General features: G+C 69.2%; 11 protein-coding genes. All 11 read left to right on the forward strand.

Translation table 11 applies throughout. The annotated features are described in order from the left end of the window. The first annotated feature begins 11 nt into the window (after positions 1-11). Positions 12-2,171, forward strand: coding sequence for a type II secretion system secretin GspD (gene gspD, locus B0E41_RS09845; protein ID WP_077330907.1), 2,160 nt, complete (start codon positions 12-14; stop codon positions 2,169-2,171). Continuing rightward, entirely contained in the window at positions 2,168-3,610 is a 1,443-nt protein-coding gene (gene gspE / locus B0E41_RS09850) for a type II secretion system ATPase GspE (RefSeq protein ID WP_077330908.1), read from the forward strand. The genes gspD and gspE overlap by 4 nt, the downstream gene beginning before the upstream one ends. Before the next feature lie 92 nt (positions 3,611-3,702). Beyond that, entirely contained in the window at positions 3,703-4,932 is a 1,230-nt protein-coding gene (gene gspF, locus B0E41_RS09855; protein WP_077330909.1) for a type II secretion system inner membrane protein GspF, read from the forward strand. A 173-nt stretch (positions 4,933-5,105) separates the two neighbouring features. Beyond that, a complete protein-coding gene (locus B0E41_RS09860; RefSeq protein WP_077330910.1) occupies positions 5,106-6,002 on the forward strand; it encodes a 5'-nucleotidase in 897 nt (298 codons plus the stop codon). A gap of 87 nt (positions 6,003-6,089) precedes the next feature. Continuing rightward, on the forward strand, positions 6,090-6,812 hold the full coding sequence (locus B0E41_RS09865) for a class I SAM-dependent methyltransferase (protein ID WP_077330911.1): 723 nt from the start codon (positions 6,090-6,092) through the stop codon (positions 6,810-6,812). After that, complete coding sequence (locus tag B0E41_RS09870; RefSeq protein WP_171984723.1) at positions 6,809-7,696, forward strand: class I SAM-dependent methyltransferase; 888 nt, start codon at positions 6,809-6,811, stop codon at positions 7,694-7,696. The genes B0E41_RS09865 and B0E41_RS09870 overlap by 4 nt, the downstream gene beginning before the upstream one ends. Further along, positions 7,693-8,502, forward strand: a complete 810-nt coding sequence (locus B0E41_RS09875) for a hypothetical protein (RefSeq protein WP_077330912.1) — start codon at positions 7,693-7,695, stop codon at positions 8,500-8,502. Before B0E41_RS09870 ends, B0E41_RS09875 begins: the two co-directional genes overlap by 4 nt. Beyond that, positions 8,492-9,493, forward strand: a complete 1,002-nt coding sequence (locus B0E41_RS09880; protein WP_077330913.1) for an NAD-dependent epimerase/dehydratase family protein — start codon at positions 8,492-8,494, stop codon at positions 9,491-9,493. Before B0E41_RS09875 ends, B0E41_RS09880 begins: the two co-directional genes overlap by 11 nt. Continuing rightward, entirely contained in the window at positions 9,493-10,290 is a 798-nt protein-coding gene (locus B0E41_RS09885) for a glycosyltransferase (RefSeq protein WP_077330914.1), read from the forward strand. Before B0E41_RS09880 ends, B0E41_RS09885 begins: the two co-directional genes overlap by 1 nt. Further along, positions 10,287-12,443 (forward strand): hypothetical protein, encoded by a 2,157-nt coding sequence (locus tag B0E41_RS09890; RefSeq protein ID WP_077330915.1) that lies wholly within the window; start codon positions 10,287-10,289, stop codon positions 12,441-12,443. The genes B0E41_RS09885 and B0E41_RS09890 overlap by 4 nt, the downstream gene beginning before the upstream one ends. A gap of 134 nt (positions 12,444-12,577) precedes the next feature. Further along, positions 12,578-14,350 carry an ABC transporter ATP-binding protein/permease gene (locus B0E41_RS09895; protein WP_077330916.1) on the forward strand — a complete coding sequence of 591 codons (1,773 nt, stop codon included), beginning with the start codon at positions 12,578-12,580 and terminating at the stop codon, positions 14,348-14,350. Positions 14,351-14,494: the final 144 nt, after the last annotated feature.

The raw sequence follows: 14,494 nt of genomic DNA on the forward strand, positions 1-14,494 counted from the left end.
GGATCAAAACCATGAAACCGACCTTCTCTCCCGCCGCGCTCGCACTGGCCATGGGCCTCGTGCTCGGCCCGCTGGCCGCGCCCCTGACGCAGGCCCAGCAGCGCCGCACCGCCGAGCCGGTGGTGCTCAATTTCGTGGGCGCCGAGATCGAAGCCGTGGCCCGCACCATGGCCACCATCACCGGGCGCAACGTGGTCGTCGATCCACGCGTCAAGGGCACCATGAACCTCGCCACCGACAAACCGGTGCCGCCCGCCGTGGCGCTCAACCAGTTTGGCGCCGCGCTGCGCCTGCAGGGCTTCACATTGGTGGACACCGGCGGCATCTACAAGATCGTGCCCGAGGCCGACGCCAAGCTGCAGGGCAACCCAGTGAACGCCGGCCCGGTGACCCAGCTCGCGTCATCGAACCAGATCGTGACCCAGATCTTCCGGCTCAACCACGAGTCAGCCAACAATCTGGTGCCGGTGCTGCGCCCTCTGATCGGGCCCAACAACACCATCAACGTCAACCCAGGCAACAACTCGCTGGTCATCACCGACTACGCCGACAACCTGCAGCGCATCGGCCGCATCATTTCGGCACTGGACGTTTCGGGTGCGACCGACGTCGAGATCATTCCGCTGCAACATGCCATCGCGGTCGATCTGGCGCCCCTCGTGCTGCGTCTGATTGAGCCCTCGTCCGCGGGCGCCGCTTCCGGTCAGGCAGGCGACCCTTCGTACAAGACCACGCTGATGGCTGAGCCGCGCAGCAACAGCCTGATCCTGCGCGCGGCCAACCCGGCGCGGCTGGCGCTGGCGCGTTCGCTCGTGGCCCAGCTGGACCGTCCCAGCGCCACCAACGAGGCGGGCAACATCCACGTCGTCTACCTGAAAAACGCCGACGCCACCGCACTGGCCACCACGCTGCGCGCAGCCATGGCCGGCGAAGGTGGCGGTGGCGCGAGCGCCGGTTCGCCGGGCAGCACCACGGTGCGCAGTGCCAGCGGCGGCGCCTCGACCACGGCCACGTCCAACCCCGCCACCGCGCCCGTGAGCAGCAGCGCCGCGCCCTCGACCGGCGGCCAAATCCAGGCCGACCCGGCGACCAACGCCCTCATCATCACCGCGCCCGAGCCGCAGTACCGCCAGCTGCGCGCCGTGATCGACCAGCTCGACGCGCGACGCGCGCAGGTCTATGTGGAAAGCCTGATCGCAGAGGTCAATGCCGACAAAGCGGCCGAGTTCGGCATCCAGTGGCAAGGCCCGCTGGGCAACCTCGGCGAGAACACGGTCGGTCTGCTGGGCACCAACTTCGGCACGGGTGGCAACAACATCCTGACCAACCTGCTGCCGATCGCGCAGGGGAGCGTGTCCGACATCACCGCGCCGGGCACCGGACTCAACCTGGGCATGGCGTCGCGTCGCAACGGCGTGTACCTGCTGGGCTTTCTGGCGCGCTTCCTACAGGAAAACGGCGACGGCAACATCCTCTCCACGCCCAACCTGCTGACGCTGGACAACGAAGAGGCCAAGATCGTGATCGGCCAGAACGTGCCCTTCGTCACCGGCCAGTTCACCAACACCGGCAGCGGCTCGTCGGCCAACGGCGCGGTCAACCCTTTCCAGACCATCGAGCGCAAGGACGTGGGCCTGACCCTGCGCGTGAAGCCGCAGATCAGCGAGAACGGCACCATCAAGATGGTGATCTTCCAGGAGGTCAGCAGCGTGCAGGCCTCGTCGCTGAACTCGACCACCGGTCTGATCACCAACAAACGCACCATCGAGTCGACCGTGCTGGTGGACGACGGTGCCATCGTCGTGCTCGGCGGTCTGCTGCAAGATGAGTACGCGGGCAACCAGTCCAAGGTCCCGGGCCTGGGCGACATCCCCTTGTTCGGCAACCTGTTCAAAAGCGAAACCCGCAACCGCAAGAAAACCAACCTCATGGTCTTCCTGCGCCCGGTGGTGCTGCGCGACGCACGCGCCACCAGCAACTTCTCGCTCGACCGCTACGAGCTGATGCGCTCAATCCAGAAAGAGGCTCAGCCCGACCCCAATGTGGTGCTGCGGGTCAACAACGCCCCTGTGATGCCGCCGCAACGCGCCCCCGAAGCCGCTCCTGGTCAAGCAGCTCCTGGTCCAGTGGCACCTGCGTCACTGGCGGAGCCCGCGTCCGCCAAGCCATGAAACACCCCCTGCCTTACGCCTTTGCGCGCGAGCACCTCTGGCTGCTGGAAGAAGACGCCGGGCGCCTGACCCTGTGCGGCAGCAGCACCGTCGCGGCCGACGAGGCCGCGCAGACGCGGCGCCTCTCGGCTTTGAGCGAAATTCTGCGCTGCCACGACGTGAGCGAGATGCAGTGGGAACCCGGCGAAGTGCTGACGCAACGCATCAGCGCGGCCTACGCGCAGGGCGAGTCGAGTGCCGCAGCCGTGGTCAGCGAGGTGCAGAGCGACGCCGACCTGAGCCGCATGATGCAGGAGCTGCCCGCGATTGAAGACCTGCTGGAAACCGCCGACGACGCGCCCATCATCCGCATGCTCAACGCCCTGCTCACGCAGGCCGCGCGCGACGGCGCGAGCGACATCCACATCGAGCCGTACGAACGGCATTCGAGCGTGCGCTTCCGCGTGGACGGCACGCTGCGCGAGGTGGTGCAACCCAACCGGGCCTTGCACGCCGCGCTGATCTCGCGCCTGAAGATCATGGCCGAGCTCGACATTTCCGAAAAACGCCTGCCGCAGGACGGCCGCATCAGCCTGCGCATCGGCACGCGCGCGGTCGACGTGCGCGTCTCCACGCTGCCCAGCGCCCACGGCGAACGCGCCGTGCTGCGCCTGCTGGACAAGAGCGAGAGCCGCCTGACGCTGGAGGCCGTGGGCATGCAGGGCGATGTGCTCGGGCGCTTCGAGAAACTGGTGCACCAGCCGCACGGCATCATCCTCGTGACCGGTCCCACGGGCTCGGGCAAGACCACCACGCTCTACGCCGCGCTGCAGCGCCTGGACGCGGCCCAGCAGAACATCATGACGGTCGAAGACCCGATCGAGTACGAGCTGCCCGGCGTGGGCCAGACCCAGGTCAACGCCAAGATCGACCTCGACTTCGCCAAGGCCCTGCGCGCCATCCTGCGCCAGGACCCGGACGTGATCATGATCGGTGAAATCCGCGACTTCGAGACCGCGCAGATCGCGATCCAGGCCTCGCTCACCGGTCACCTCGTGCTCGCCACCCTGCACACCAACGACGCCCCCAGCGCCGTGACCCGCCTCACCGACATGGGCGTCGAGCCTTTCCTGCTGTCGAGCTCGCTGCTGGGTGTGCTTGCGCAGCGCCTGGTGCGCAAGCTGTGCCCCCTATGCTCGCGGCGGGACAGCGAGGGCCGCTGGCAACCGGTGGGCTGCGCGCACTGCAACCAGACCGGCTACAAGGGCCGGACCGGCATCTACGAACTGCTGGTCACCGACGACGCCATCCGAGCCCTGGTGCACAACCGGGCGGCCGAGAGCGAGCTGATCGCGGCGGCGACCGCGCAGGGCCTGCGCTCGATGCGCGCGGACGGCCAGCGGTTGATCGCCGAAGGCATCACATCGGAAGCGGAAGTTCTGAGTGTGACCCGAGACTGACCATGCCCCCACGCTCAGCACTTCGTGTACTTTGCTGCCCCCCGAGGGGGCTGGCCTTGCTTGGGGCGGCCCAGCGCTGCGACCGCTGACCCATGCCCGCCTATTCCTTCGAAGCCCTCGACGCCCAGGGCGCCACACAAAAAGGCCTGATCGACGCCGACACGGCCAAGGCCGCACGCGGGCTGCTGCGCGCGCGTGCGCTGGTGCCGCTGGCGGTGGAGCCTGCCGTGAACGTGGGCGCCGACGGCAAGGGCAAGGGGCTCAACACCACGCTCTGGGGCGGTCGCGTGTTCAACGCCACCGGCCTCGCGGTCTGGACCCGTCAGATCGCCGGCCTGGTGGCGGCGGGCTTGCCGCTGGAGCGCGCGCTCTCGGCGCTGTCGGAAGAAGCCGAAAAAGACGAAGAGCGCCGGCTGGTGGCCTCGCTGCGCGCCGAAGTCAACGCGGGCGCGCCGTTTGCGCGTGCGCTCGGCCAGCACCCACGCGAGTTCTCCGCCATCTACACCGGCGTGATCGCGGCCGGCGAACAGAGCGGCCAGCTCGGCAGCGTGCTGGAGCGCCTGGCCGACGATCTTGAAACGCGCGAGGCGCTCAAGAACAAGCTGATCGGCGCCTCGCTCTACCCGGCCATCGTGACCCTGGTCGCCATCGTCATCGTGGTGTTCCTCGTGAGTTATGTGGTGCCACAGGTCGCGGGCGTGTTCGCCGGCAGCAAGCGCGCCCTGCCCTTTCTGACGGTGGCCATGCTGGCCATCAGCGACTTCGTGCGCAGTTACGGCTGGCTGATGCTGGGGCTGCTGGTGCTCGGCAGCATCGCGCTGGCGATGGCGCGCAAGCAGCCTGCGCTGCGCCTGCGCATGGACGCGGCCTGGCTGCGGCTGCCACTGGTGGGCAAGCTCGCGCGCGGCTACAACGCGGCGCGTTTCGCTTCCACGCTGGCCATGCTGGCCTCGGCCGGCGTGCCCATCCTGCGCGCGCTGCAGACCGCCGCCGAAACCCTGAGCAACCAATCCATGCGCGCCGACGCGCTGGACGCGCTGGTGCTGGTGCGCGAGGGCGCGCCGCTGGCCTCGGCGCTGGCGAGCAAGAAGCGCTTTCCGCCGCTGGTCGCCATGTTCGCCCGACTGGGCGAGCAGACCGGCCAGCTGCCCGTGATGCTGCAGCGCGCGGCCAACCAGCTCGGTGCCGAGGTGCAGCGCCGCGCCATGCACCTGGCCACCATCCTGGAGCCGCTGCTGATCGTGGTCATGGGCGCGGTGGTGATGCTGATCGTGCTGGCGGTGCTGATGCCGATCATCCAGCTCAACCAACTCGTGAAGTAACCCCCCGCGCCGCGCCTAAGGGCGCGTCACCCCCCAGGGGGCAACGCGAGCGGCCCGGCGAAGCCGGTTCCGCCGCGTTCTCGGTGGGACGGACTCCCCTGCTCCCCCTCCCACTGCCTTGCAATTGGGCTACGCTTCGCGCTTCCCTTGTTTGTTCGCGGAGACCTTTCCCCATGCCTGTGACGCTTGACGGTCAGCTTGTTGTCGCGATTTCTTCGCGGGCGCTGTTCGACTTTGAAGAAGAGAACCGCCTGTTTGAAACCGGGGACGACCGGGCTTACATGAAGCTGCAGCTGGACCGGCTGGAGGTGCCGGCGCTGCCGGGCGTGGCGTTTTCGCTGGTGAAGAAGCTGCTGGCGTTCAACGACACCACGACGCAGCGGGTCGAGGTCGTGATCCTTTCGCGCAACGACCCGGTCTCGGGCATGCGCGTGTTCCGCTCGGCGCAGCACTATGGCCTGCCGATCCAGCGCGGCAGCTTCACGCGCGGGCAGCCGCCCTGGCGTTACCTGCGCCCGTTGCGCGCCAACCTCTTCCTCTCGACCCACCTGGCCGACGTGCGCGCCGCGCTCGACGCAGGCGTGCCCGCCGCGCAGGTGTACCCGCAGTCGGTGCACGCGAGCGACGCGCACCCGCACGAGGTGCGCATCGCCTTCGACGGCGACGCCGTGCTGTTCTCCGACGAGGCCGAGCGCGTGTACCAGAGCGAAGGCCTCTCCGCGTTCCAGGCCCACGAAGCCAGCCACGCCGGACAGCCGCTGGCGGGCGGTCCGTTCAAGCCCCTGCTCGAAGCGCTGCACCGCCTGCAGGCCGAAGGCACGAGCGCCATGCACGTGCGCACCGCGCTGGTCACCGCGCGCAGCGCCCCGGCGCACGAGCGCGCCATTCGCACGCTGATGGACTGGAACATCGAAGTGGACGAGGCCATGTTCCTCGGCGGCCTGCCCAAGGGCGAGTTCTTGCGCGAGTTCGAACCCGACTTCTTCTTCGACGATCAGACCGGCCACATCGAATCGGCGTCGCTGCATGTGCCTTCCGGGCATGTGGCCAGCGGCATTTCCAACCGGTAGCGTCGCTCTCGCAGGGCGTCCGAACGGGTGTCGAACCCTATACTGGACCCGTTGTCACCCACACCCACCACAGGAGTGCGCAGCCCCATGGACACCCCCGACCGCATCGCACACAACCAGTACCAGCGCACCTACTTCGACACCGTGGTGCGGGCCCGTCTGGCACTCGGCGCCACGACCTACGTCAACGCCCATGTGCAGCGCATGCTGTCGGCCCTGCCGGTGTTGCCTGGCCAGCGGGTGCTGGAGGTGGGCGCCGGCCCGGGCAAGTTCACGCTGCTGATGGCCGGACGGGGTTGGGACATCGTGGCCAACGACCTGTCGCCGGTGCTGCTGGACCAGTTGAAGACCGCGTCCGACCATCACATCGAGACGCTGTGCTGCGACATCGCGACCGTCGGCGACCACATCAGCGAGCCCTTCGACCACGCCATGGGCTTTTTCGTGCTGCACCACCTGATGGACTTCGACGGGGTATTCGCCGGGCTGTCCAAGGTGCTGAAACCGGGCGCCACCGTGGCGTTCTGCGAGCCGGTCGCCTGGAACCCGCTGTACTACGCCCAGATCTTCTTCACCCCCGGCATGCGCTTTGCCGGCGAGCCTTCGCTGACGTCCATGCGCCCCGGCAAGATCCTGCCGGCGCTGGAGCGGGCCGGCTTCAACCAGACCCGCGCGCAGGGCTACGGCTACTTTCCGCCGGTCCTGAAAAACCATCCCCTTGGCGACCGCGTGGAGCGGTGGCTCGACCAGCGGGATTGGGTCCCGTTCCCGAACGCCTTCCAGCTTTTCAGTGCCCGGCTGCCCGCGTGAACACCGCTGACACGCCACCCTGCCCGCGTTGCCTTCAGCCTTGCAGCACCGGCAACGAGCGAGTGGCCTGCCCCACTTGCGGGCTGCGACCGTCCCCGCTGCCACGCCTGTGGCTGGCGGGCGACGACACCGCGCCCGACGGTTTCGACGCCGAGGCGGCTGACCGCCTGTCCGACCTCGTCACGCAGGACCATTTCTGGGTGCGCGAACGCAACCGCCTGGTGGAGCGCCTGCTCCGGCGTCTGGCCCGGCGCCGGGCGACGCCCTGGCAACACGCGCTGGAGCTGGGTTGCGGCGCGGGGCTCAGCCTGCCCCTGCTCGAAGCGCGGGCGAGCGAGGTGACAGCGGTCGATGGCCACCGCCGCCTGCTCCAGCAGGCACAGGCCGCCTCCAGCAAGGCGGTGCTCGTGCAGGGCGACGTCACCGACACGCGCCTCGGCCCCGGGCGCCACGACCTGCTGACCGCGCTGGACGTGATCGAACACGTGGACGGCGACGCCTTCCTGGCGGAAGCCCGGCGCCTGGCCCGGCCCGGCGCCGACCTGCTGCTGTCCGCGCCGGCCTTTCCCTCGCTGTGGAGCGAGATGGACGTGCGGGCCGGGCACCGCTGCCGCTACCGCTGGCGGCAGATGCAACAGGAGCTGGCGCGCAACGGCTGGCGCGCGGTGGGGCACACCCACTTCCAGTGCCTGCTGTTTCCGCTGGTGTACGCCAGCCGCCACTGGCCGGGGCGCTCGGCACAGCAGACCGAACGCCGGCCCTCGCCCACGCTGGACCGTTGGCTGGGCGCGGTCAACCGTTTCGAGGTGGACCGGCTGGGCGCGCTGTCCCTGCCGTTCGGTTCGTCGCTCTTCGTCTGGGCCAAGGCGGAGGCACCCCGGTGAGCGCCGTCCACGCCGATCTGGAGCTGATGCTCTTCGAGACCACGGCCCAGAGCGCCAAGGCCGCAATGGCCTCGGGTGTGCGGCGGTTCATCGTCGACTGGGAGTACGTGGGCAAGGTCGAACGGCAGAACGGTTTCGACACCGAGGTCGCTCCACAGGGAACGGCCGAACTGGCCGAGGTGGCGCGCCTGCCCGGCGCCACGGCCTGGTGCCGCATCAACCGCGACCGGCCGCAGATGCCCGACGAGGTGGACAGCGCGCTGGCTGCGGGCGCGCAGGGCCTCTTTCTGCCCATGGTCACCGCACCGCAGGAGGTGGAGCGTTTCCTGCGCGCGGTGAACGGCCGTTGCCCGGTGGGCATCCTGGTGGAAACCGTCAAAGCACTGGCCTGCGTGCACAGCCTGGCCGAGCTGCCGCTGGACCGCGTGTACTTCGGCCTCAACGACTTCGCCATCAGCCGGGGCGGTGGTTCGATCTTTCGCGCCGTGCTCGACGGCTCGGTGGAGCGCGCCCGCGAGGCGTTCGGCGGCACGACCTTCGGGTTTGGCGGCGTGACCGCGATCGACGGGGGAGCGCCGGTGCCCTGTGTGCGGCTGATGGAAGAAATGGCCCGGATGGACTGCCAGTTTTCATTCATGCGCCGCTCGTTCCGGCGCGACGTGCAGCGCGTGGGCGCGGCGCGGCTGGTCGACGACGTTCAAGCGTTCTGGCAGCAATGCCACCAGCGCAGCGCCGCCGAGGTGGCCCGCGACCGCCAGTCGCTGGAGCAGCTGCTGCGCGAGGTGTGTGGCGGTGATGGACGCTGAGCCGCTGCACGCGCTGGCGTCGCGCTTCCGGGGCCGGCGTCTGCTGGTCACCGGCGGGGCCGGGGCCATCGCCGCCAACCTGATCCGGGCCTTGCTGGCGGCCGGTTGCCGGGTCGATGCCACCGTCCGGCCCGGCGGCCAGGCTTGGCGGCTGACCGGGCTGGGCGAGGCGCTCACCCGGCACACCGTGGACGTGGGCGACGCCGACGCGCTGGAGCGTGTGTTTGCTCAGGTGCGGCCCGAGTTCGTGTTCCACCTTGCCACGCCGCGTGGCCACGACGCGGCAGCACGCGACGAGATGCTGCGTGTGAACGTGCTGGGCGCTCAGGCCCTGCTGGGCTGCGTGCGCCGCCACGCCGTGGAACGGCTGGTGGTGGCCGGCAGTTCGCTGGAATACGCCCCCGCCCACACGGCTCTGAAGGAAACCGACCCCATCGCCCCACTCACCTGGCACGGCGCCACCAAGGCCGCCGCGGCCGTGCTGTACCGGCAGGCCGCGGCCGAACACGGCGTGCCCGTGTCGCTGCTGCGCATCTTCCATGTGTACGGCCCCTGGGAGTCGGCCCACCGGCTGGCACCCACCGCCATTCGCGCGGCGCTCTCGGGTGACGCAATGCCCATGACTGCTGGTGGCATCCGCCGCGACTGGGTCTATGTGGACGACGTCTGTGAAGCGCTGTTGCTGGCGGCGGCCAAAGCCGCGCCTGGTGACGTGTTCAACATCGGCAGCGGCGTCGAGACCAGCAACGAGACCCTGGTCGCGTGCGTCGAATCGGTGCTGGGCCGCAGTGTCCGGCAGTTGGTTGGCGAACTCCCGCCTCGCGCCACCGACGCCGAGCACCGTTTCGCCGACCGTTCGCTGGCGCAGCGTCAACTTGGCTGGGCGCCCCGGCACAGCCTGAAAGACGGGCTGCGCGAGACCGCCGCGTGGCACGCGCAGCACCCGGCCGCCTGGTCGGACCCCGCCGACAAAAAGCCCGAGGCGGTGTGATGCAGAGCGCCCCTCTCGACCCACCGGCCGCGCCCCTCGTGCCGGCGCCCGACGGCGATGTGGTCGTGGTGGTGCCGGTCTACCGCAATGCGCCCACCCTGCCCGAGTTGGCGCAGCGCGTTGCGCAGGCCCTGGCGCCCACCGGCTGGCGCCACCGGTTGTTGTTCGTTGTGGATGCCAGCCCCGACGGTGCCTGGACAGTGGTGCAGGCACTGGCCCTGCAAGACCAGCGCATCGCCGGCCTGCTGCTCGCCAGCAACCAGGGACAGCACCGCGCCCTGCTCGCGGGCATGGCGCTGGTCGACGCGCGCTGGGTCGCGGTCATGGACGCCGACCTGCAAGACCCGCCCGAGTTGTTGCCAGAGCTGATCGCGGCCTGCCAGCGCACGGGCCTCACGGCGTTCGCGCGGCGGCAGGGGCGCTACCAGAGCACCGGGCGCATGCTGACCTCGCGCCTGTTCAAGACCGTGCTGGGCTGGCTGCTGCGCATGCCGGCGGACGTGGGCACCTACCTGGTGGTGTCCCGGGGGGTGCGCGAACGCATGGTCAGCGCCGGCATTCAGCACCCTCAGGTCGTGGTGATGGCCCGGGCGTTTTCGTCCGGCTGGTGTGGCGTGCCCGTCGCGCGCCAGCCACGCCCTGTGGGCACATCGGCCTACTCGGCCCTGGGGCGCGTGAAGGCCGCGATGCGCAGCCTGCGCTGCGCCTGGGAATGCCGGCGCGCCCTGGCCCACGGCGACTTGCCAGGACCCCGCACCACCGCGCCCGTGGCGGCCCGGGTCAACCTCGCACCATGACCACCCCGCGCTTTCTCCAGTCACCGGTGGTCCGCCCCGCCCTCGCCGTGGGCGCCACGTTGGCCATGTGCACCGCCGTGCTGGCGTGGCTGTACCGGCCGCTGACCGACTGGTTGACCCTGCCCCTGACCTACACCGGCGACGGCTTGTGGAGCCTGTTTGTCATCAAGACCGTCTTGCAGACGGGCTGGTACGCGAGCAACCCACAGCTGGGGGCACCGTTTGAGGCCAACTTTCTGGACTTCGCCAAACCCGAGGTGCTGCACCTGGCCTTCTACCGGTTCGCGGGCCTCTTCACGCAGAACATCGCGCTGATCCACAACCTGTTCTTCGGCCTGGGCTTCCACTTCGTGGCGCTGAGCGCGCTGGCCGTGCTGCGACGGGGCTTTGGCCTCTCGTGGCCGCTGGCCATGGCCGGCGCGCTGCTGTTCACCTTCCTGCCGTTCCACTTCATCCGGCTCGAACACCTGTTCCTCGCCAGCTACTACGCGGTGCCCATCGCCGCCTGGCTGGTGCTGCGGGTGTCGAGCGAGCGCCCGCCGTTCCACGAATCAGGGCGCCTGGGCACCGGGCGCTGGACGGTCTGGGTCGCCTGCGCCGTGCTGGCCTCCACCAGCATCTACTACGCGTTCTTTGGGCTGTGCCTCATCTTCGCGGCGGGTCTGCTCGAAAGCCTGCGCAGCCGCGCCTGGAAGCACCTGCTCAGTGGGGGGCTGGTCTGCGCGCTGGTGGGCAGCCTGGTGCTGATCAACCTCGCCCCGTCGCTGTGGCACCGGCACACGGAAGGCCGCAACACCGAGGTCGCGGCCCGGCCGATGCACGAGGTCGAGGTGTATGCCTTGCGCCCGCTGCAGTTGGTCTTGCCCTCGAACCAGCACCGCTCACCCACCCTGGCAGGCTGGACCCGCGCCTACGAAGCCGGCGCCACGTTCGTCAACGAGAACCGGACCTCGACGCTGGGCCTGCTGGGCAGCGTCGGGTTCCTGCTCATGCTGCTGGCCTTGCTGTCGGGGCACCGCAGTCTGCACACCCCGCCCACGTTCGGCGTGGCGGCCCGGGCCAGCGCGGTGGCCGTGCTGCTGGCCGTCGCCGGTGGGGGCGGCACGCTGATCGCGCTGGTGTTCGAGCCGCAGTTCCGCGCGCTCAACCGGATCAGCGTGGTGATCGCCTTTTTCTCGATCGCGGCGCTGCTGCTGCTGGTGCAGCGCGGGGCGCAGAAGGTGCCGGCAGTGTGGCGGCAGGGCACGCTGGTCATCGTGGCGACGCTGCTGTTTTCGTTCGGCCTCTGGGACCAGGCGCCCGCCCACCCGCGGCCCTCATCGGACCGGATCGGTCCGCAGTACGCCAGCGACCGGGCCTTCGTCCAGCGCATCGAACAGGCGCTGCCGCCCGGATCGGGCGTCCTGCAGCTGCCGTATGTGGCGTTTCCAGAAGCGCCGCCGCTGCACAAGGCGGAGCCTTACTCATCCCTGCGCGGCTTTCTGCACAGCCAGCACCTGCGCTGGAGCCACGGCGGCGTGCGCGGGCGCGAAGGCGACCTCTGGCACCGCACGCTGGCAAAACAGCCCACGCCCGAGCTGCTGCGCTTGGCGGCGGCCAGCGGTTTCAGCGGGCTCTGGCTGGACCGCCGCGCGACGCCCGACCACGGTGAACAACTGGAGCGCGGATGGCGCGCCCACGGGCTTCATCTGACGCTGACCAGCGACGACGGCTCGCTGGCCTTCTACGCGTTGAAGGCCACGGGCACGCCGTCCACACCCCCACCGCGCTTGCCGCCCCTGTTGGGCAAAGGCTTTCACGGCTGGGAACACGGGGACGAGGCGCACTGGGCCTGGACAAGCGGCGATGCACAGCTGACGCTGAGCCCGACCGCCGCGCTGCCGCAGCGGATGCGGGTGGTGCTGGGCCTGCGGACGCTGGTGCCTCGCGGCGTGCGGGTGATCATCGGCGGCACGACGGTGGCCAGTGCGCAGCTCGTGCCCGGAGACACACAGGAACTGGCGTTCGAGCATGTGCTCACCACGCCGAACACCACCGTGCAACTGTTGACCGACGCGCCCGCCCAGGCGGCCGGCGGTGGCGACCCGCGGGTCCTGGCCCTGGCGCTGATGTCGTTTGAAATGACCGAGCTGGAGCGTGCCGGCCCCCCTTGAACACCCGGTTGTTGAACGCCGCACCCAGCCGCGGTTCCACCTTCACGCTCTGTGGTCTGCCCACCGCCGTGGCCGAAGTGCAAACCGACTAGCATCCACCCCTGTTCAACACCTGTCTTCACCCGGAGAAACGCATGACCGAACCCGGAAAATGGGCCCAGTTCCTCCAGTTCGCCGCCAAGGTGGTCCGCCTTGCGGCGCCGTATTTCAGTTCCGAAGAAAAGTGGAAGGCGCGGGCCTTGTTGTTCGCCATCGTCGCGCTCAACCTGGCCGGCGTGTACATGCTGGTGCTGCTTAACGAGTGGAACCGCGGCTTCTACGACGCGCTGCAAAACAAGAACCAGCCGGTGTTCTGGCAGGAGCTGCTGCGCTTCACCTACATCGCCTTCGGCTTCATCGTCATCGCGGTCTACCGTTTCTACCTGACGCAACTGCTCCAGCTGCGCTGGCGCACCTGGATGACCGCCCACTACCTGGACCGCTGGCTCGCCAACAAGGCCTTCTACCAGCTGGAACTGGCGCGTTTTTCCAAACAAGCCGACGCGCCGCCCGACAACCCGGACCAGCGCATTGCCGAAGACCTGAACCTGTTCACCAGCGACACCGTGGGGCTGACCATGGGCCTGATGAACGCCGTGGTCACGCTGGTGAGTTTTGTCGGCATCCTCTGGGGGCTCTCGGGCAGTTTTGCCTTTGACTTCAACGGCAGCGCGTACGTGATCCCCGGCTTCATGGTCTGGATGGCGGTGGCCTACAGCCTGGCCGGCAGCGTGCTCACGCACTACATCGGCCGTCCGCAGATCGCGCTGAACTTCAAACAGCAGCGCTTCGAGGCCGACTTCCGCCACCACCTGGTTCGGGTGCGCGAATACAGTGAGTCCATCGCGCTGGACCGGGGCGAACCGGTGGAGCGCACGCAACTGGGCGGGCGCTTCACCACCCTGCTGGGCAACTACCTGAACCTGATCCGGGCCCAGAAGCGACTGATCTGGTTCAACAGCTTCTACGGCCAGGCCGCCATCGTGTTCCCTTTCATCGTGGCCGCGCCACGCTTCTTCAGTGGCGCCATCCAGCTCGGCGAGCTGATGCAGATTTCCTCGGCCTTCGGCCGCGTGCAGGACTCGCTCTCCTGGTTCGTCGACAACTACAGCAGTCTGGCCGCCTGGCGCGCCACCACCGACCGGATCATCAGCTTCGAAGCCAGCTTCCAGGCGCTGCAGCAGGCCGAGCTGGCCCACACCCAGGACGCCACCCAGAGCGACCACCTCCGCGTGGACGATCTGCAGATCGCGCTGCCGGGCCAGGTGGCGCTGCTGAGCGGCAGCGGCCTCACGCTGTCGGCGGGCGACACCCTGCTGGTGAAAGGCCCATCGGGCAGCGGCAAGTCCACCCTGTTCCGTGCGCTGGCCGGCATCTGGCCCTGGGCCCGCGGGCGGCTGCACCTGCCGGCCGACTTCGACGCGCGCGTCATGTTCCTGCCGCAGAAACCGTATTTCCCCAACGGCCCACTGCGCACCGCGCTGGCCTACCCCGCCACACCCGAGCGCTACAGCGACGCACAGATGCAGCAAGCCCTGTGCGACGCGCTGCTGCCGCGGCTGGCCGACGAGCTGGACCGCGAAGACACCTGGGGCCAGAAGCTCTCGGGTGGCGAACAGCAGCGCCTGGCCATCGCCCGCGCCCTGCTCAAGCAACCGCGCTGGCTGTTTGTGGACGAAGGCACCAGCGCGCTCGACGAAGCCGCCGAACGAACGCTCTACGAACGGCTGCAGGCGCTGGTGGCCGCGCAAGGCGGCGCGCTGATCTCCATCGCCCACCGGCCCGCGGTGGCAGCGTTCCACGAAAAGCAGTGGACGCTGGTGGACAACGCGGGTGGCGAGAGCCGGTTCAGGCTGGAAGCGAGCTGAGCACCGCTTGGGCGGCGGCGGTTTCAGCACAGATTTAAGGGTTTCTACTGAGGCGATCCACGCCGATGCGCCGGCCGTGCCACCATGGCGGCCGGTTCTTCGCCGTCTCCCCATTCACACCGCCTCGCCTGCCCGGCCCCTGCC

This window comes from Hydrogenophaga sp. A37 (genome assembly GCF_002001205.1).
Lineage (GTDB): Bacteria > Pseudomonadota > Gammaproteobacteria > Burkholderiales > Burkholderiaceae_C > Hydrogenophaga.

Excerpts from the sequence above, each read along its gene's own strand:
- gspD (WP_077330907.1), top strand. The coding sequence starts at position 12 with ATGAAACCGACCTTCTCTCCCGCCGCGCTCGCACTGGCCATGGGCCTC.
- gspE (WP_077330908.1), top strand. The coding sequence starts at position 2,168 with ATGAAACACCCCCTGCCTTACGCCTTTGCGCGCGAGCACCTCTGGCTG.
- gspF (WP_077330909.1), top strand. The coding sequence starts at position 3,703 with ATGCCCGCCTATTCCTTCGAAGCCCTCGACGCCCAGGGCGCCACACAA.
- B0E41_RS09860 (WP_077330910.1), top strand. The coding sequence starts at position 5,106 with ATGCCTGTGACGCTTGACGGTCAGCTTGTTGTCGCGATTTCTTCGCGG.
- B0E41_RS09865 (WP_077330911.1), top strand. The coding sequence starts at position 6,090 with ATGGACACCCCCGACCGCATCGCACACAACCAGTACCAGCGCACCTAC.
- B0E41_RS09880 (WP_077330913.1), top strand. The coding sequence starts at position 8,492 with ATGGACGCTGAGCCGCTGCACGCGCTGGCGTCGCGCTTCCGGGGCCGG.
- B0E41_RS09885 (WP_077330914.1), top strand. The coding sequence starts at position 9,493 with ATGCAGAGCGCCCCTCTCGACCCACCGGCCGCGCCCCTCGTGCCGGCG.
- B0E41_RS09890 (WP_077330915.1), top strand. The coding sequence starts at position 10,287 with ATGACCACCCCGCGCTTTCTCCAGTCACCGGTGGTCCGCCCCGCCCTC.
- B0E41_RS09895 (WP_077330916.1), top strand. The coding sequence starts at position 12,578 with ATGACCGAACCCGGAAAATGGGCCCAGTTCCTCCAGTTCGCCGCCAAG.